This window comes from Salmonella sp. SAL00653, from assembly GCF_046552515.1.
GTDB classification, from domain to species: domain Bacteria; phylum Pseudomonadota; class Gammaproteobacteria; order Enterobacterales; family Enterobacteriaceae; genus Salmonella; species Salmonella enterica.
This window is the reverse complement of sequence record NZ_JBGDTY010000001.1, coordinates 485,150-502,829: the sequence shown is the minus strand read 5'-3', so window position 1 is coordinate 502,829 and position 17,680 is coordinate 485,150. Positions and strand designations below refer to the sequence as shown.

Here is a 17,680-nt window from a genome sequence, read left to right as displayed (position 1 = left end):
GTACGTTTTTCATACTCGATTTTTCCTTCATTCTTTATATCTTGCTTCATTTTATGTATTTGCTGCTGAAGCACATGACCCTGATGCCAGTCAGTCCTGATTCTGTTATGCACAGCCTTTTTCATCAGATGACAGTAACTGGTTGTTGCGTGATTCAATGGTCTGCGAGTCTGGTCAACATGCTTTTAGTTAGTTAAATGTGATTCTACTAATTCGTAATGCGAAGGTTGTAAGTTTGATTCCTATTATTGCACCATTTCAACGTTACTGAAACTTCCGTGTTAGCCCATAACCATTCCAATTTCTACAAGACAGGTGCTTGCTATATATTTACCAATCAGTCATTTTAAAAGTGCGTCATAACCGGAGAACTGTCCTCGTCAGGAGGCCTGTTTTCAGAAAGGCAATATCCTGTTTCGACAGTAGCTTATATGTGACCGGGTTAGCAGCACATTCCCCTCCGCCACATTCCAGTACAGTTGAAATAAGGTTGGCAGTAATCAGTAACAGAAATACCCAACCGACAATACTGAACAGGTCCGGATTAATATTCAATGAACGAAATGCAACATTCATGCTACTGATTGCCAGAATTACCGCAACAGCAATAATAATAAGAATTGATGTAATCAGAGTCCAGGTATAAAAGTGTAATCCAAAAAATGTAGAACCATATCCTGTGTCACCGGGCATGATATGCAAACACATTTGCCGGGATGCCATAACTCCGGTCAGGATACTGCCAATAATTACCATCCCGTAATGTATACCTCGTAGACCAAAGCAGAGGTTAAATAAAAAGCCAAAACCGGCGATGATGAGGCCAGCCCGCTGTAATAAGCAAATTGGACAAGGCAGCTCATGCCTAACGAGTTGATAATAAAAGGCTACAACCAGAGCAACGCATATCCCAAGGAGTCCCACCTGATTAATCAGATGAACAAATGTTGTTGGATGATGATGCGTTTTCATACAAACTCCTTAAAATGACAAAGTCAGCGAATTGGTCATATGATGAATGAATGATAAAATAGTGACGATGAGTAAAACGGCCCACAGAATGTAGCTGACTTTATCCTTTCTGTTTATGGCCCCCATTGCCACGCTCAGTGCAAGCAAGAATGGCAGAAACATGAACATAAAAAACTCCTTTATTACATTGCTTTTTAATATAATCGCTGTGTATTACCGGGTCTGTATTCCAGCTTATCCACCCCGCATTAGCCGGAGCTCAGTAAGGCATCAGGAATTATTTGCGTTATTATAAATCGATTATTTCTGTGATGAGTTATCCCGGCATCTGCTGGTTACAGGGATATTTCTGGCGACAAGAGTAAGAAATATCCCGATAACTAATGGTATAATAAGCAGCATTGAGTGTGTTGAAATAGCATATCCATAAATATAGTCTTCCAGACTTACCGCAATCAGCGGAAAGATAAGAAATACAAGCGAAGCCTGGAAGGCATTAGCCTTTTGCTGAAGCGCAAAGTAGCACAGGATACCAAAAACTCCGGCAAAAGCCCCGAGATACAGGGTAGCTAATATTGAGTGTACTGAGAAGGTTGATACTTGTGGTCTTTCAAAAAACCATCCTGTCGCAGAAAGTATCAACCCAGCTAAAAGGCACGGGAGCGCATTAAATGTGATAACAGAGACAGTACAACTTCTTTTCTTACATTGTGTATATATTATGGCATGGATTAACACAGCAGAAATAAGCGCAGTGATACCCTGCCAGTGACTCTCTGTACTTGTATTCGTTTCTTCAAGAAGTATCCCCGTCAATGCAGTGATTGCGATAGTTAAGCCCGCGATCTGCATTAGTTTCGCTTTTTCATTTAGAAACAAAACCGATGCTATCAAAACGGCCACAGGCATATTCGCAAAGATAATGGCGGCAAGCCCAGAGTTGACATAGGTTTCACCATAAATCATTAGTGAGAAAGGAATGCAAAAATAAAAGATGCATATCACAAACTGGAATAATCGTTGTCCGGGAGGAAACAACAGTGTTTTTTTTCTTAACCATGCAATGATGATTAAAAAAGGTGCTGCAAACATAAACCTCATTCCGGTTGCAAACACTGGAGGGATAGTTTCAACGGCAATTCGCATGGCCAACCATGTAGTCCCCCAAGTCAGTGAAACTAGCATGAATAATATAGATATCGACACCTTGCGCATAAGATCCTCTCCGTAAAAAAATTAATTTAGCTTTTTAGCTAGAAAAAAGTAGCGTTTTCTTCACTGTGTTTTTTATATGTTTAGATAAAAATTTCTCTATCAGAAGACGCAGTTATGCTGAATGAGAAAAATAATAAATGACTCAGGCTGTTACCACACGATTGTCCACTGCGCCTGTAAGACCTGGCAGCAGTTGTCGATTTAATGTCTATTCTTGCTGGAAGGCATAAAACGCCTTGAAGATGAAGAGCTCATCATTAGTCGGGTCCCTTGTTGAGCCAGGACAAGTTTAACTTATCGCTTTCAACCCTTACGATGATAAATGATCTTATCCACCCATAATGGACATACGGCTAAATGAGTAAATTCTCAAGTAAGAGGCAGGATCTGTATCAACCAGTAAGAAGCCCCAGAAACAGCACCGGCTGAATTCCGTCAGGAGGCTCTGAAACTCGCTGAATGTACGTTGCCCGCGAACGATTGTTAATCAGCGCCATAGCAAGAATAATTGTTTGTTTCACAAGGAGATAGAAAAAACTATAGCTTTGCGCCGGGGCGGAGGCAGGAGGAGATAACTCGTTGTAATAGAATGTTTTTATATGGCGACCTTAATACTGGCGCCATTTGGGATAAAATATAATCAATTAACAAAATTGTGATCCGCTTCTAAATTACTTCTCCTGGCCGTACGGCTACCTGGAAGAATTTGTTCTGAGTCAGATTCATCACCAGAGCTTGTAAAACCCATTACGTAGCCGCAGAACATAATGGGTTACCAGAGCAAAACAGTTTATAACGTAATATAGATGCCAGACACACTACGACGCGATGCCTGTAATTGCGCATTAACGCTTCCTGCTGTTACTGTTTGTCCGCCGATCGCCTCAAGTGAGGCAGTAAAATCACCGCTGTAGATTTCTACTGAACCGGATGATACCCGTGTGGTTAAATCTTTATAGCCATACCAGCCTCGGGCGTTGCCGATGCCCGTCCTGATACGATCGGGCAACAGATTAATCGGCGTACCGGCATCGTTATAGATGCGAATTCCCACTCCGGAAGCTACGCCGGGGTCGCCATAATGGGCGTCCAGTAGCCACGACAGACCGCCTGCGGATGCGGTTATCCCCAGGCGACGAGCCATCGCCACGGCGGTTGGTTGATTAACGACAAACCCCATTGCGATATTGGCGGCACTAATGGTTGGACGGGGGCTGGATACGGCGCCGGACTCACATTCCAGGCTGACGTGGAAAGGTACCTGGCTACTCCCCCCGGCGGCTAATACGCCGACGGCGACAGGGGGAATTTTCACGATCGCAGGATAATCTGTGATTTTACATAACGCGCCGCGCGCCGGTAGTGCGAAGCTGATGGACGTACTGGACCATCTTAACGCAAAAGACGGGAAGGGGACGCTGTACTTCGCCGGGGGGGATGCCGCAACCGTGGGCTATGAAGCGAGAAATGCTTTCGCCTCGGTATACCACCCGCTATGAAGACCTGCTTCAGGTTAAGTGGCAGGTTTTTCCCGATTTTCACATTCCTGATGTAATGGAACCGCAGCCACATCGTATGCAAGAACGGGCTGCGGCAAGCTGGCGATCGTTCGATAGTGCGAGTATTGAATGGTTGCCAGTTGCGGCGGATTTTACTTGTTCAGGATGACTAACCAATGTGTTTAATCTGAAACTAGCCACCTGTTCAACTTTTCGCGATCGCTTTTGTTGGCATCACTATTAAGCCTTCGTCTACATGGGTATTTGGCATCGAGAGTCCCCCAATGGAAGAGGGGAGTGATGTATTGGGCAGTGAGTTTGTTTGGTCGGGGGATTTATACGCAAAATGGCCCGAAATACGTCCGAATTTCTGTATTCGGTCTTTTTTCTTTATACCACGATAAAACCTGATTTAACATTTTTAAAACAGAAAATCAGAGCATCATGTATGCCTTTTCGTCACGTCCATCAAGGTATATTTTTGTTGTGTTCTCTGAAGTATGTTCCAGGAGTTTCTGAGCAAACCCTTCGCCGTAAGCGTCTTTATACAGTCGTCCGGATAAGCTGCGGATCTCGTGAAACGGCGGTGGGTTTTCACTGAAATTTATTCCGGTCAATTTTCGTGCCGCAACAAATTTTTTAGTCAGGCTATCAGGATGAATACTCCCGTTCGGGCTGTTTTTGCGTATGCCAGCGCTGATAAGGTATTCGCTACGGCTTACCAGGCGGCAACGCTCAATCACCGTACTGAGGCGTAAACCCATGGAAGGAAGGTTGAGCGAAAGTGGCAGAGCGATTTTCATCCCGGTCTTGATTTGCTTAACGTACAGTCGCTCATCAATAATGTGACTGAACTGAGACTGTAAGTAAAATTGTGTAATTGCCTGTTTTTGATATGTTCACTCCAGTAACGGAGACAGGCAATTATGGACGAAAAGAAACTCAAAGCCCTTGCGGTTGAACTGGCTAAAGGCCTTAAAACCGAAGCCGACCTCAATTCGTTTTCCCGTATGCTGGCGAAATTAACCGTCGAAACGGTGCTCAATGCGGAGCTGGCTGACCACCCCGGGTATGAGAAAAATGCGCCCAAAACAGGCTCAAACACCCGTAATGGCTACTCGTCCAAAACGGTGTTGTGCGATGACGGCGAGATAGAACTCAACACACCGCGTGAGCGTGAAAACACCTTCGAACCACAGCTGCTTAAGAAGCACCAGACGCGCATTACGCAGATGGACAGCCAAATTTTATCCCTCTAAAGGCATGACTACCCGCGAAATCGTCGCCACCTTCAAAGAGATGTACGACGCCAATGTGTCACCCTCGCTGATATCTAAAGTCACCGACGCCGTAAAAGAGCAGGTCACTGAGAGGCAAAACCGGCAACCGGATGCGCTGTACCCCATTGTTTATATGGACTGCATTGTCGTCAAAGTCCGTCAGAATGGCAGCGTAATCAACAAAGCCGTCTTCCTGGCACTGGGTATCAACACCGAAGGCCAGAAAGAGTTACTGGGTATGTGGCTGGCCGAAAATGAAGGCGAAAAGTTCTGGCTAAGCGTGCTGACGGAGCTGAAAACCCGGGGCGTTCAGGACATCCTGATTGCCTGTGTGGATGGTCTGAAGGGCTTCCCGGATGCGATAAACAGCGTCTTCCCGCAGCCCCATATCCAGCTGTGCAGTATCCACATGGTGCGTAACAGTCTGAAATACGTAAAGTCGCCACCAGCGGCCTCAGGCCCCGACCGAAGAGGCGACACTGATGGCGATGGATGCGTTCGCGAAAGCCCGGGACGATAAATATCCGCAAATCAGCAAAAGCTGGCGTGCGCACTGGGAAAACCTCAATACGCTCTTCAGTTATCCGCCGGATATCCGCAAGGCCATCTACACCACAAACGCAATCTAATCCCTGAACTGCGTGATCCGTGCCGCGATTAAGAAACGCAAGGTGTTCCCGACGGATGACTCAGTACGAAAAGTTATTTATCTGGCGATCAAGGATGCGTCAAAAAATGGAGTATGCCGATCCAGAACTGGCGGCTGGCGATGAGCCGTTTTATTATCGAGTTCGGTGACCGCCTGAGCGATCACCTTTAATAACTGGGCAGTTACACAGAATTACTGACAGGCTCATTCTTTTGTGTTGCGCATCTCTGTTTCTATTGTTTTAGATAGCCATGAGAGCTCTGTTGCTGAGAGTTTTAGTCGTGGGGTTCTTTCTTCTGCACCGGGTGGGCGCATTTCATAACTGCAGGACCATCTGCTGAATACTGTATAGCTCTGTATATCGCATGTTGTTGAGGTCAGTGTGCAATTCCTCGGTACTGGCTTGTCCTGTATAGGGCTGGAGATTTCTGGGCAATGTCCTTTTGGACCTGAACATATGTTTTTGATTGAAAATGGCATCGTGTTTTATCCTTTACACTGTGAAATGTTGTTTTGTGCTCTTCTGTTGTGATTGGTGATGTGACGGGATCGTCCATGCACCCTTCCTTTTATTGACGGCGTATCAGTCCATTGATGCCATGCTTGCTTAATTTGTCCAGCATCAGCAAGCCGTCGTTTTCTTTCTGCTGCAATTCAAGCAACTTAAACCGTATTTCGTTAAGTAAAGGTTTAATAACTCCGCGCTTGCGAACCACCTTTTTGATAACGTCTTTTTCGAAGTATAAACGGCAGAAGTGATTTTCATAATTCGCCTACACTCTTCACCCTGCGCTGGCAAATCTTCAACGCTGAAAGGCTGGGGAGAAGGGCGTCCAGTTGCTGAACGGAGAGCGAACCATACGCCCTGATTCCACGTGTTATCAAACTTCATACCGTGGTTATCATCCAGACAAGGCGCTTGAGGTTGCTCATGTCTTTTGGGGAAAGAGGTTCGGTGGTGGGTACTGGATATCCTGGATCGGGAAGTGGGTTCCACTGGTGCCAAATACAGGGGGCTGGTAAACCGGGTGGATACCTCAAATCCTGACAGGCCAGAGCACCAGCCTGATAAAATCGTATTACTGATTTCTAACCAGTGGCACATTAATTGTACCAGCTCAGACTCCAACTGACAGTTTGCTTTAAGCGAGTAGCGGACGTGACCTGCCCCCAGGAGTAAAAACAAACTTTCTATTGATACATTTAATTAACTTATTTATAACGTTATATTTCAAATGCAAACTTGTTCAATTGGATATGTATGGACATTCAAATCACACATCAAGTTACTGAATTTGATAAAGAAGAACTATTAGCCGGATTAAGAAGCTACAATGCTCAGTTCGTCGATTTTAGTAAAAATGGGCAGCTTGGGGTCTACTGCAGAAACGAAAGCGGCGAAATGGTAGGCGGATTAATTGCTGACAGAAAAGGTCCGTGGCTCTGCATCGACTATCTTTGGGTAAGTGAATCTGCAAGGAGCAACGGTCTGGGTAGTAAACTTATGGAGATGGCCGAAAAAGAAGGTTTGCGGAAAGGCTGTGTTCATGGACTTGTAGATACCTTTAGCTTCCAGGCTCTCCCTTTTTATGAAAAACAGGGTTATATACTTCAAATGTCGCTACCGGACTTTCCTAAAGTAGGTTCGCAAAGGCATTATTTAATTAAGCCCGGTTTATAGCTTTGCTGCATTTGAATACCCATAGCTTTATGAAAGCTGTAATCAGGTAGCTTTAAAATATATCGTATTGTTGGCCTGTACACACCATGATCAGCGTCCGCTTCTGGCACAGGGCGGACAGTCAGATTAGGTTTGGCTGTCAGCTCACATTTGAGCTAATACCCCCTGGCACGGCTAGAGGTACTCAGACAGCCGCTTGTAGGCGGTATGGTGCGGATACAAAAACATATTGCGCTGTTATATAAACTGTAAACTGGGCTGTGCGTATAATACGAATCTTTCACTCAGAGAAACCTGCTGACAGCGTTAGTACTCCATTAATTAATTTTATACTAAATCTCTGTGGTATGGCACAGGCGTTTAGAAGACAGTTCAATTGCGATCTGCTGGCTGGGATTTCGTCGCGCCACTCAAAAATGCGCAGAGTTTTTCACCCGCCGTCAATGGCTCAATGGGCGTTTTTCCGAGAGCGGTCTCAGTCATGACGATGGCAGGACCAATAAGCATGGACCATACTTCGCTCGCGTCTTGCTCAAGCGATGTGAAGGCAAGGAACAGTGTTTTATCTGAAGGAAAGCGGTGCTGAGTATTAAAAAGTTTCAGCCAGGCGCGGGACTGCCGATCGGCCTGTGCTGATCGCGTGCCGAAGCGGAGTACTCTTTTTAGTATGGCGATACCCACAATGCCTGGCCCCAGAATAAAGGGACTCCCGACGTTTATGGTGACGCCGACCCCGAGAAAAACGAGGGCGAATGACAGCACGTTATCTACTCTTCTGGTAAGAGTACTGTATAGTTTTTCCAGAGAGTACCGGTAAAGAATTTGATAACTGATTTCATCCTTGCTCATACATCTCCAGATGGTTTTTCGATTACGCTCCGGTATGTTCCCGGAATCCTGACAGATTCTGCAATTATGCCACACTTCCTGGAGGGTATTAATTAGATAGAATATAAATAGCAGGAAAATATTTTGAGCTTTTAGTCGATATCGCTTTGAATATCATTTCTCCTGCACCAGGAGATGCTGTTGTCGAGCATCGTGTCAAACGTTGCTGCGTCGGTCGGACTGCACAGGGTAACTCTCGCAGTCAGACTCTCATCATGGTCTCAAATGGATAACCCGCAGTCGTAACACGCCGAATGTCACGACTGACGCTATTATTACCCTGGCTTGTTAAAGCGGCATGACCACATTTTCTATATATAATAATTGGTTGTCTTTCGACCAGTATTGTCGAGTTTTTTGGTTTAATTCCACAATCCATTTAAAAACGCCTGCTGTTGCCAGATCGGTACAGTATTTTTCATAGGAATGCTCGCCCGAAAAGTGTTTAGCTGAAGTCAATTTTATTAATTGCGTATTTGGTGTTGAATTGACTTTAATCAGCTTTCTATTGCTTTTAATAGAAATGAAGTGGCCTGTATGAGTGATAATTTTCACATTGCCGGTAGCAACAAAATAGATGTAATAAGCGATATTATTATATTCCAGATCGATTAGAAATGCGTTGAAATTTGCATCCTTTCTGACGCGCTCGAAAAAGTGGTTAAGCATAAGCTGTAATTCCATTTGTTAACCTATTGTAAGTTATAATGTTATATGTTGTGTTAGAGTATTGTTGCTTAAAAGCAGCCATACAAAGATGTTACCTAAAAGCAATAATAATCGCCTGGTATCATATAGTTTACGTTATGATTGGAATAGTGTTGCAATTGTTACTGATTATTTCTCGTAGCACGTTTTTTTGACCACTAATAGATGCGTCAATCCATTTCATTTGTAGTTTTTCTGAACGTCATGAAAAGTCATAATATATAAAAATCAGTTAATTAATTGATGTTTAGATAAGGATTACAGTGACGGAGAGGTTTGGCGTGGGGACTTTATAGGTTTTGAAAAAGCGGCTAACTCGCTGGCAGGATAATTGGTAGCCAGCCTGCGAATGGGGGCAAAATCGTAACAACATCAGCATAAATAATAATATTCATGAATGTTTTATGTGACGCAGCAGTTGAATTGAAGTGATGTTTTACCTGTTCAGGATTGTCCCGATAAAAATGCTCCTCGATAAAAGTCGATCACCTTGCGCCGAAAAAAAACAGGCTAACTGATAGAAGAACAAAATCCATCAGGAAAATAAAATTTATAAATATCAATGAGTAAAAATGGTTGTGGAGAAGGTGGCTATTTTTTGAAAGCAAGAAATATAAACAAAGTGTAGCTATGCATAGTTATCTAAAAGGAGAACTACCGTGACTAACATAACACTATCCACCCAGCACTACAGAATCCATAGAAGTGACGTTGAACCAGTAAAAGAAAAAACAACGGAGAAGGACATTTTTGCAAAAAGTATTACTGCCGTTAGAAATAGCTTTATCAGCCTGTCGACGAGTCTGTCAGATCGTTTTAGCCTGCATCAACAAACAGACATACCGACTACCCATTTTCATCGTGGGAGCGCCTCTGAGGGTAGGGCAGTATTAACCAGTAAAACTGTTAAAGATTTTATGCTGCAAAAGCTCAATAGCCTGGATATCAAAGGTAATGCGAGTAAAGATCCGGCCTATGCTCGTCAGACATGCGAAGCCATATTATCAGCCGTGTACAGTAATAATAAAGATCACTGTTGTAAATTACTCATCAGTAAAGGGGTCAGTATTACCCCCTTTCTGAAAGAGATAGGAGAGGCTGCGCAGAATGCGGGGCTACCTGGGGAGATAAAAAATGGTGTATTTACTCCAGGTGGGGCAGGGGCGAATCCTTTTGTCGTCCCCCTCATTGCTGCAGCGAGCATTAAATATCCGCATATGTTTATAAATCATAATCAGCAGGTGTCTTTTAAAGCGTATGCTGAGAAAATCGTTATGAAAGAGGTTACACCGCTGTTTAATAAGGGGACAATGCCAACGCCACAACAATTTCAGTTAACTATAGAAAATATTGCGAATAAGCATCTTCAGAATGCCTCCTGAAGATAGCAAACACAATACCGCTATTAACCGTATGAATTAATAGCAGATTTTCTGAAACTATATATTCATTTTTATGGCGACGCTTTTAACAAAACGTCGTCATATTTATTTTAATATAAAAATCAAATGGATACGCTTAAAACTTAAAATAATTGTTATTACTCTAAATGCCGGTATAACCAGACAGCTTTTTTTGAAACGCTGCGTGTTGTTAAGTCTATGATACCCGCGCACGGATGATGTCTCGATAAGGATTAATGGTCTGTTAACTGTCAGGAGAGGTTATGCCACCTTTAAAAAAAATTGTGCTGCGCCTGTTTGTGGGGGCGATGGTCGCCACGGTAACGACACCTGCATTGGCGCTGGTTTGCCTTGAGGATCACTCCGCTAAAGAGTGTGCTATATCGTGTGCTGAGGTGATGTGGTTTATGTTTCCGATATGTTTTTAAGGAGGGAGAATATTGAACGCGAACAGGTGATAGTGAGTAGCTCGCTGCGCCAGGGGATAACGTTCCCTGGCGCAGTCAGTTATATTTTATTGCGATGATAACAAAGCATTTACTCGCTACTGATGAAATTCGCTATTTACAACAGAGCACGTTTACTAAGCAAAAAAATCTGCACACGCTATCTTTTTATATCTATCCTGGATAATGAACGACAGGAAAAACATGATGCGGCCTGAAGAGATTTATCAGCGAATAGAGGCAAAGAATTGGCGGCATGTCTGGGTGGTCGGCGATATTCACGGCTGTTTTTCAATGTTAATGAAAAGGTTACGTGAGTGTCGATTTGATCCGCAACAAGACTTGTTAGTTTCTGTGGGCGATCTCATTGATAGAGGCCCGGACAGCCTGGGTTGCCAGGCTTTACTGCGTGAGTCCTGGATGACGGCGGTTCGCGGCAATCATGAACAAATGGCGCTGGATGCGCGGGCCTCATCGCAGTCGACGCTGTGGTTGATGAATGGTGGCGACTGGTTTACCCGCCTGACGGCTGAACACGCTGCGCAAGCTGAAGCGCTTTTTATTCTTTGTCAGCGGCTGCCCTGGATACTGGAAGTTCGCTGCCGCCATAGCACGCATGTGATCGCTCATGCTGATTACCCCGCGTCAACCTATCAATGGCAAAAAAAGGTCGACTTACATCAGGTTCTCTGGAGCCGCGAACGGCTCATAAATAAGCGCGGTGGGATTAGTGGAGCCGATCATTTTTGGTTTGGCCATACGCCGTTGCGCCGGCGCATGGATTTCGCCAACGTACACTATATTGATACGGGCTCGGTATTTGGCGGGCAATTGACGTTAGCGCGGATACAATAGCGGTATCAGCGACCAGGGTTAAAAATCGCTATATTGCTGCGCAGGTCGCCAGAAGCCGTCGATAAAATCCTCTACCGGAAAACAGCCGCCATGGCGAATCCGTTGATCGTCCATCGAATAAAGACACTGCTGCTCGGTATCGTAGATGTCCACGACAATATCCTCGCATCCTCCATCCAGGTAACATACAAAAAGTACCAGCGCGAACATTACATCCTCAATGTTAACTACTTTACACGATAGTGTAGGAGAGGTTAGCGCAGGGGGAAATGAGAAAAGGAAGAATAAATAACCCGCCTGGCGACGGGTTCTTTTTGAGTCAGGCAAGACGCATGACCCAGGCATCAGATTTAGGATCGTAATGATTACGGAACAAAACGGAATGTTCCCCGTTGAGAATGGCGGGAACGCTGGTTTCGGCATCCCAGGCGTCCAGTTGCATACATAAATCCGGATCGGATTTACAGGGGATTGTTAACGTTCGCTCCCCCGGCGATTCGCCATGTAATTCGGCATCGTCGATTTCAAAAGCGCCAATGCGCACACTGGTTTTCATCATCGTGCTCTCCGTTAATACGCTAATTGTGGTACGACCAGTTTAGCCGTCCATTTTTCAGCGTAGTCAACGTACGCAAAAGCGCCAGTCAAAAAGTGCGGTTTTTTTGTGCGCCTTTTAACTATTACCAGTAAAGAGTTTGCCATCACGTACCAGTTCACGCGGGTAACTGTTCTTTATTCTGGCGCCGATACGTTTTGCCAGACCAAGTGGCTGATGCTGGAACGTCACCAGGACATCATCAGCGGCAGGGGGTGTTTGCGGATAAATATCCCGACCGCGATACCACTCCTCCGCCTCTTGCACAGAAAGTTCGAACGCGTGAGCATGAGTCGGGCAGGCAAGGGCTATCGTCGCCTCATGTTGCCAGCGATAGCCTTTATTATGACTTTCGGCCAGCTTAATGCCGAGCCGGGAAAAACGGACTTTTCCGATCAGTGATTCAATTTCTGCCGGGAACAGCCAGACCTCTTTTTCACGCTGCCAAAGATGGAGATTTTCATCCCATAACAGTCCGACGGCGTTGGCCGCCTGGGTAACGTGTAAGGCTTCGCGGCCTTTGAGGGGGGTAAAAGGAAACGCCCCCACTTTATACCCCGGCGCGGGCATGGCTGGAAGGGATGACATTTTACGCAGACGTGCGACGAAGAATCCTTCGCAGTCGTAAATTTGCGGGAAGACGTGCAGGAAGCCTTCCGGGGTGAGGGCGCGGTCAGCGTCAGGAAACAGATCACCCAGCGGCAAAAATTCAACGGCGTCGGCGTAGGTCTCTTTCAGCCAGAGGCAGACCGCTTCGTTTTCCTGGCGATTTAACGTGCAGGTGGAGTAGACCAGCGTGCCGCCGGGTCGTAAAGCATGAAAAGCGCTGTCGAGCAGTTCCCGCTGTGTCGCCGCGATATCCAGATTGCTTTCTGGCGACCAGTTTTTTAGCGCATCAGGATCTTTACGTACTACGCCTTCGCCAGAGCAGGGCGCATCCAGCAGGATAGCGTCAAACATCTCCGGTAACGCAGCGCCAAATACGCGGCCATCGAAATGCGTCAGTGCGGTATTGGCGATTCCACATCGGCTGATATTAGCGTGCAGAACTTTGACGCGGCTGGCCGAAAATTCGTTGGCCAGAATGGTGCCGCGGTTCCCCATGCGGGCAGCGATCTGCGTGGTTTTGGAGCCAGGCGCCGCTGCCATATCCATGACCCGCTGCGGATGATTATCATCGGCGAACAGGGCCGCGACCGGCAGCATCGAACTGGCCTCCTGAATGTAAAATAGGCCGCTTAAATGCTCAGCGGTACTGCCAAGCGGCAATGCCTCTTCATCATCGCGCTCGATCCAGAATCCTTCATGACACCACGGAATTGGCGTGAGCGACCAGCCGTAGGGCGCGATTAGGGCAAGGAAATCAGCCACGGAGATTTTAAGCGTATTGATGCGTATACTGCGGCGCAACGGGCGTTGGCAGGCCGAAATAAATTCATCAAAAGAGAGCGTGGAAGGCATTGCTTCACGCATTTGCGTCAGAAAAGCGTCAGGAAAATAGACAGCGTGTTGAGCCACAGGTGTATCGCCGGCAAAAAAACAGGCGCGCAGTGTAGCATAAAACGCTCCGGCGCGAGTACGCCGGAGCCGGGTGTTTAACGTGGCAGAGCGGTACCCCATTCACGCCACTCTTTCGGTTCGCTCTCTTGTAACAGGAAATGCTTACCGGCTTGCGCTTTTGGCGCCAGCGGCGTACCTGGTGGAGTAGCGAAGGCGATACCGCCACGGATGAACTGATTAAATGTCCCCGTTTTCACCACGCCGCCTGTCAGACCAAAGTCGAGACTATAGCCGGAGGCAAGCCAGAATACGGAGTTATTACGCACCAGATATTGGTAACGCTTACTGATGCGCAAGGTGATCATCACGCGATCGGAGAGCGACCCCAGGGACATTCCGGTGACGGTTCCCACTTCGATACCGCGAAACAGGACGGGGGTACCAATATTAAGCGAGCCTGCTTCTGGCGCCTCCACGACGATGCTTAACCCATCCAGATAGCGTGAGTCGGTAATCGTGGCTTCCTGCAGTTCAAAGTCGCGCCGTGCCGCGCCGCGTCCTGGCTCAACGTTAATATAGGGCTGGAGAATCGTATCCAGATGCTCGACGCCCGCCGCGGAAATTTGTGGCGTGATAACGGAAAAACGTGTCCCGGCGCGGGCAAATGTCTGTACATACTCCGGATAAAGTACGGCTTTTGCCTGCACTTCATTACGTGCGGTGATCAATTCCAGCGTCTGGATCTGGCCGATATCAATACCGAGGTAACGAATGGGCATCCCTTCCGCCAATTTTCCGGCGTCGAACGCGTGCAGCGTAATTTGTCCGCCTACCGCGCGAGCGGAGGTTTCTGAAGCATAAAGAATGCGTTTATCGCCTTTGCGCTGACTGGCGCTGGCGCCGCTCAGGTTATCAAAACTAATGGCCCCTTTCAGCGCGCGGGAGAGTGGCGAGGCCTGTACCGTTAGGCCGCTGCCGTTAAGTTGCACCTTCGCACCGCCTTCCGCCCAGAACACGCTATTGCTGGTTAACAGGTGGCGATATTCCGGCTTAATATGCAGGTCGATGTCAAAGGTATTGGCGCGTGGGCGAACGGTGATGACTTCGCCTACTTCAAATTTTCGATACAGCACGACGGAACCTGCCTGGACATCCGGCAACGTTTCGGCTGTCAGCGTCAGGGTGGTAGTCGGTAAGTCACTGAGACTATTTTCCAGCGCTTTTTCTAGGTTAGCATAGAGCGGGTAGGTGGATTTCATCTTCCCGCTCGTACCGGGTAAAATACGAATTCCGCCGTCAATCCACTCGCTGGCGCTGGCGCCGAGGAACTCTACGCCGTCAAGGCCGACTTTGACATCCACCCGGCTGTTGACCACGAATTTACTGTCGCCCTGTACCAAATCCCGGTGCTGCGGTTCAATCGCGACGATGAATGACACGCCTTTACTGGATAAGTTGCGCTCAATGACCTGGCCAATTTTTACGCCATGTAAAATTAACGGCTGGCCCGGTTCGATGCCGTAACTTTCCGGGGCCGTCAGCGTCAGGGTTAAGGCATTCGCCTCATGCAGCAGGGCTTTTTCACCCGGCACCACCACAAATTCACTGCGCGGTTCGCCGTCGCCCGGCACCAGCTCGAAGGTTTTTCCGGTTAACAACGAACTGATATTCGCGTCACTTAGCGACAGTTTGGGATTGCGTAACTCAATACGCGTATTTTCCCGCATCAGCGGAACAACGCTGGGATCGACGGTCATCTCTCCGGTGACTTTATCGCCAGGGTTGAGCGTCAGTTTAGAAAGCTCACCCACCTCCAGTCCCTGGTACATTAGCGGCGTAGATTCCGCTTTCAGACCGTCTCCGCTGGGCAGCTCAAGTTTAACGATTACCCCTCGTTGGCTGTGGGCTAAATCTTTATATAAGCCGAACGTGTCATCCTGGGCGGCGGGTTTGGAATTGTCCGGTGAGTCAAACGCAATCGCGCCATTGACCAGGGCCGCGAGGCTCTCCAGTTTCACCTTCGCGCCGCTCAGGCTTAGATCGGCGTCAATGCCGGAGACATTCCAGAAACGGCTGCCTTTTTTCACCAGATCGGTAAACCGTCGCTCAATCAGAACGTCAATCGTCACGCCCTGTTTGTTAGGGTTAATCGAATAGTCATACACCCGTCCGACAGGGATTTTACGGAAATAGACCAGTGAACCGCTATTAAGCGAACCGAGATCCGGCGCATTGAGATGAATCATCAGATCGCCGTTGCTAAGCCGGTATTTAGGCTGTGTATCCAGGGCGACGAAATGATCTCTGGGCTTGCCTTTACCTGGCATCATACCGATGTAATTCCCGCCGACCAACGCATCCAGGCCGGAAACGCCCGCCAGCGAGGCTTTGGGCGTCACCAGCCAGAATTGCGTCTCTTCGCGCAACGCATCTTCCATATCTGATTTGATACTGACGCGAACTTCAATTTTGCGCAGATCTTTGCTCAGACTGACATCTTCCACGGTGCCGACTTCTACTCCCTGATAACGCACGGGAGTACGGCCCGGTACGATACCGTCCGCCGACATAAAATCGATAGTCACGCTATTGCCGCGATCCTGGTAGCTATCCCATACCAGCCACCCCGCGATCATTAGCGCGATAAGCGGTAGCAGCCAGAAAGGTGAAATACGGCGTTTGGTTTTAATTTGCGCTTCAGTCTTCGAAGCGGGCGTTTCCTGACTCATGTGCATCCCAAAGTAAGCGGCTATCCAGCCATTCCACTGCAAGAATAGTCAAAATTACCGCTGCGCCGAAATAAAACGCAGCCGGTCCCATAGTAAAAGCCAGAATCTGATCGCGATTAATCAGAGACATGGTTAACGAGATAACGAAAAGATCAAGCATCGACCAGCGGCCTATCCATGTCACCAGACGCAGCAACAGAATTCGCGTCCGCAGTCCCTGTTGGCATTTAAAATGGATACTCAACAGTAGCGTAAACATCACGATGACTTTGGTAAACGGCACCAAAATACTGGCGATAAAAACGACGGCGGCGACGGCGATATTGCTGCTGGCAAGCGACATAATGCCCGACAGGATAGTATCTTCCTGACGCCCGCCATTAATGTAGATTACCGAGATAGGCAGCAGGTTTGCCGGCAGCAAAAAGACAATAGACGCCAGCAAGGCCGCCCAACACTTCTGTATGCTCTGTTTTCTGCGTAACCGTAGCGGAATATGACAACGCGGGCAGCGTCCTTTCGCATCCGGATAGCCGCTAAAGTGGCAGCCAAGACAGACGCGCAATCTTTCGTCCGCACGTTGAGCAGGGCGCTGCGGATAAAATCGTTCCCATAGTTGCTCCACATTCAGATGAATCATAGTCAGAATGCTAAGAACCACCAACGAAACGAACGCTAAAAGCCCGATGCCCGGCTGCAGAAAGGCATAGTCCTGCACTTTGATAGAGGCAACGCCAATACCAACCAGATAGATGTCCAGCATCACCCACTCTTTCAGTTTTTCCAGCATCAGCAGGACTGGACGCAGATTCATGCCGAGAAGGCTGCCAAACCACAGATAAGCAATTGAAAAAACCAGAATAAGCGGCGCGCCCACCACGCAAAAGAGCACCATTGCGGCGGTTAACGGATCGCCCTGCTGCGTCATTTGCCAGATGCCGTGCATCACATTGGCATCAATGCGTACGCCCAATAGGTAGATATGGAGTAACGGTTCGCTCCAGGCAAACGGCATCAATAGCAGCATGGTTACCGCCATCGCGGTCAGCCGCGTCAGCGACCAGTCGCGCCCATCGCGAATTTTGGCCTGGCAACGAGGACAATAAGCGCTTTGATGAGCGCTCATCTCCGGCAAGCTGAACAGCATGTCGCATTCAGGGCAGCGCTGGTAGTGGCTGCACGGCAGCGCTTCGCTAATTGACCTGATCGTTAGCTTTTTTGTTGGCGTGACGTGTGAGGTGTTCAGAGCCATGTATCGTG

16 protein-coding genes and 4 pseudogenes are annotated in these 17,680 nt (G+C 47.5%); 6 read left to right on the top strand and 14 right to left on the bottom strand.

Translation table 11 applies throughout. The annotated features are described in order from the left end of the window. Positions 1-357: 357 nt before the first annotated feature. From ACLJRU_RS02550 to ACLJRU_RS02535, 4 genes and pseudogenes are all read right to left on the bottom strand, one after another. Positions 358-972 (bottom strand): disulfide bond formation protein B, encoded by a 615-nt coding sequence (locus tag ACLJRU_RS02550; RefSeq protein ID WP_000848070.1) that lies wholly within the window; start codon positions 970-972, stop codon positions 358-360. A gap of 9 nt (positions 973-981) precedes the next feature. After that, positions 982-1,140, bottom strand: coding sequence for a DUF5993 family protein (locus ACLJRU_RS02545; protein ID WP_000480735.1), 159 nt, complete (start codon positions 1,138-1,140; stop codon positions 982-984). Positions 1,141-1,272: 132 nt separating this feature from the next. Then, positions 1,273-2,187, bottom strand: a complete 915-nt coding sequence (locus tag ACLJRU_RS02540; protein ID WP_001233445.1) for a DMT family transporter — start codon at positions 2,185-2,187, stop codon at positions 1,273-1,275. Positions 2,188-2,977: 790 nt separating this feature from the next. Next, positions 2,978-3,544, bottom strand: a pseudogene (locus tag ACLJRU_RS02535) (fimbrial protein); the annotation flags it as partial. Here ACLJRU_RS02535 and ACLJRU_RS02530 point away from each other — a divergent pair. Further along, a pseudogene (locus ACLJRU_RS02530) lies at positions 3,531-3,705 on the top strand (DUF4113 domain-containing protein); the annotation flags it as partial. The pseudogenes ACLJRU_RS02535 and ACLJRU_RS02530 overlap by 14 nt on opposite strands. Before the next feature lie 415 nt (positions 3,706-4,120). Here ACLJRU_RS02530 and ACLJRU_RS02525 read toward each other — a convergent pair. Then, positions 4,121-4,543, bottom strand: a pseudogene (locus ACLJRU_RS02525) (tyrosine-type recombinase/integrase); the annotation flags it as partial. A 69-nt stretch (positions 4,544-4,612) separates the two neighbouring features. On the opposite strand from ACLJRU_RS02525, the pseudogene ACLJRU_RS02520 reads away from it, so the two are divergent. Continuing rightward, positions 4,613-5,786 (top strand): annotated as a pseudogene (locus tag ACLJRU_RS02520) (IS256 family transposase). A gap of 145 nt (positions 5,787-5,931) precedes the next feature. Here the strand turns inward: ACLJRU_RS02520 and ACLJRU_RS02515 are convergent. Beyond that, positions 5,932-6,072, bottom strand: a complete 141-nt coding sequence (locus tag ACLJRU_RS02515; protein WP_001617922.1) for a hypothetical protein — start codon at positions 6,070-6,072, stop codon at positions 5,932-5,934. Between the two features lie 165 nt (positions 6,073-6,237). Further along, positions 6,238-6,507: a hypothetical protein gene (locus ACLJRU_RS02510; protein WP_012664556.1), complete on the bottom strand. Its 270-nt coding sequence runs from the start codon at positions 6,505-6,507 to the stop codon at positions 6,238-6,240. 369 nt (positions 6,508-6,876) lie between these two features. Here ACLJRU_RS02510 and ACLJRU_RS02505 point away from each other — a divergent pair, with 369 nt between their 5' ends. Beyond that, positions 6,877-7,296 carry a GNAT family N-acetyltransferase gene (locus ACLJRU_RS02505; RefSeq protein WP_000354401.1) on the top strand — a complete coding sequence of 140 codons (420 nt, stop codon included), beginning with the start codon at positions 6,877-6,879 and terminating at the stop codon, positions 7,294-7,296. A 372-nt stretch (positions 7,297-7,668) separates the two neighbouring features. Here ACLJRU_RS02505 and ACLJRU_RS02500 read toward each other — a convergent pair whose 3' ends face one another. Both ACLJRU_RS02500 and ACLJRU_RS02495 read right to left on the bottom strand, forming a co-directional pair. Next, entirely contained in the window at positions 7,669-8,145 is a 477-nt protein-coding gene (locus ACLJRU_RS02500) for a hypothetical protein (protein WP_000030946.1), read from the bottom strand. 327 nt (positions 8,146-8,472) lie between these two features. Further along, positions 8,473-8,868: a DUF1398 domain-containing protein gene (locus tag ACLJRU_RS02495; RefSeq protein WP_000422891.1), complete on the bottom strand. Its 396-nt coding sequence runs from the start codon at positions 8,866-8,868 to the stop codon at positions 8,473-8,475. A 683-nt stretch (positions 8,869-9,551) separates the two neighbouring features. Here ACLJRU_RS02495 and sopE2 point away from each other — a divergent pair. The 3 genes from sopE2 (at position 9,552) to pphA (ending at position 11,596) form a co-directional block, all read left to right on the top strand. After that, complete coding sequence (gene sopE2, locus ACLJRU_RS02490; protein ID WP_000182074.1) at positions 9,552-10,274, top strand: SPI-1 type III secretion system guanine nucleotide exchange factor SopE2; 723 nt, start codon at positions 9,552-9,554, stop codon at positions 10,272-10,274. A 284-nt stretch (positions 10,275-10,558) separates the two neighbouring features. Beyond that, positions 10,559-10,723 (top strand): hypothetical protein, encoded by a 165-nt coding sequence (locus ACLJRU_RS02485; RefSeq protein WP_001134857.1) that lies wholly within the window; start codon positions 10,559-10,561, stop codon positions 10,721-10,723. A gap of 222 nt (positions 10,724-10,945) precedes the next feature. Continuing rightward, positions 10,946-11,596 carry a protein-serine/threonine phosphatase gene (gene pphA / locus ACLJRU_RS02480; protein WP_001540211.1) on the top strand — a complete coding sequence of 217 codons (651 nt, stop codon included), beginning with the start codon at positions 10,946-10,948 and terminating at the stop codon, positions 11,594-11,596. Positions 11,597-11,614: 18 nt separating this feature from the next. On the opposite strand, the gene ACLJRU_RS02475 is transcribed toward pphA, so the two are convergent. The 5 genes from ACLJRU_RS02475 to yebS form a co-directional block, all read right to left on the bottom strand. Beyond that, entirely contained in the window at positions 11,615-11,806 is a 192-nt protein-coding gene (locus ACLJRU_RS02475; protein ID WP_000457838.1) for a YebW family protein, read from the bottom strand. Positions 11,807-11,915: 109 nt separating this feature from the next. Beyond that, positions 11,916-12,152, bottom strand: a complete 237-nt coding sequence (locus ACLJRU_RS02470; RefSeq protein WP_024131167.1) for a YebV family protein — start codon at positions 12,150-12,152, stop codon at positions 11,916-11,918. Positions 12,153-12,269: 117 nt separating this feature from the next. Further along, positions 12,270-13,709: a 16S rRNA (cytosine(1407)-C(5))-methyltransferase RsmF gene (gene rsmF, locus ACLJRU_RS02465; protein ID WP_001540209.1), complete on the bottom strand. Its 1,440-nt coding sequence runs from the start codon at positions 13,707-13,709 to the stop codon at positions 12,270-12,272. 77 nt (positions 13,710-13,786) lie between these two features. Beyond that, complete coding sequence (locus ACLJRU_RS02460) at positions 13,787-16,420, bottom strand: PqiB family protein (RefSeq protein ID WP_024148654.1); 2,634 nt, start codon at positions 16,418-16,420, stop codon at positions 13,787-13,789. Further along, complete coding sequence (yebS, locus tag ACLJRU_RS02455) at positions 16,389-17,672, bottom strand: membrane integrity lipid transport subunit YebS (RefSeq protein WP_001207290.1); 1,284 nt, start codon at positions 17,670-17,672, stop codon at positions 16,389-16,391. The genes ACLJRU_RS02460 and yebS overlap by 32 nt, the downstream gene beginning before the upstream one ends. Positions 17,673-17,680: the final 8 nt, after the last annotated feature.

Coding starts and splice junctions, on each gene's coding strand:
- ACLJRU_RS02550 (WP_000848070.1), bottom strand. CDS start 972: ATGAAAACGCATCATCATCCAACAACATTTGTTCATCTGATTAATCAG.
- ACLJRU_RS02545 (WP_000480735.1), bottom strand. CDS start 1,140: ATGTTCATGTTTCTGCCATTCTTGCTTGCACTGAGCGTGGCAATGGGG.
- ACLJRU_RS02540 (WP_001233445.1), bottom strand. CDS start 2,187: ATGCGCAAGGTGTCGATATCTATATTATTCATGCTAGTTTCACTGACT.
- ACLJRU_RS02515 (WP_001617922.1), bottom strand. CDS start 6,072: ATGTTCAGGTCCAAAAGGACATTGCCCAGAAATCTCCAGCCCTATACA.
- ACLJRU_RS02510 (WP_012664556.1), bottom strand. CDS start 6,507: ATGAAGTTTGATAACACGTGGAATCAGGGCGTATGGTTCGCTCTCCGT.
- ACLJRU_RS02505 (WP_000354401.1), top strand. CDS start 6,877: ATGGACATTCAAATCACACATCAAGTTACTGAATTTGATAAAGAAGAA.
- ACLJRU_RS02500 (WP_000030946.1), bottom strand. CDS start 8,145: ATGAGCAAGGATGAAATCAGTTATCAAATTCTTTACCGGTACTCTCTG.
- ACLJRU_RS02495 (WP_000422891.1), bottom strand. CDS start 8,868: ATGGAATTACAGCTTATGCTTAACCACTTTTTCGAGCGCGTCAGAAAG.
- ACLJRU_RS02485 (WP_001134857.1), top strand. CDS start 10,559: ATGCCACCTTTAAAAAAAATTGTGCTGCGCCTGTTTGTGGGGGCGATG.
- pphA (WP_001540211.1), top strand. CDS start 10,946: ATGATGCGGCCTGAAGAGATTTATCAGCGAATAGAGGCAAAGAATTGG.
- ACLJRU_RS02475 (WP_000457838.1), bottom strand. CDS start 11,806: ATGTTCGCGCTGGTACTTTTTGTATGTTACCTGGATGGAGGATGCGAG.
- ACLJRU_RS02470 (WP_024131167.1), bottom strand. CDS start 12,152: ATGAAAACCAGTGTGCGCATTGGCGCTTTTGAAATCGACGATGCCGAA.
- ACLJRU_RS02460 (WP_024148654.1), bottom strand. CDS start 16,420: ATGAGTCAGGAAACGCCCGCTTCGAAGACTGAAGCGCAAATTAAAACC.
- yebS (WP_001207290.1), bottom strand. CDS start 17,672: ATGGCTCTGAACACCTCACACGTCACGCCAACAAAAAAGCTAACGATC.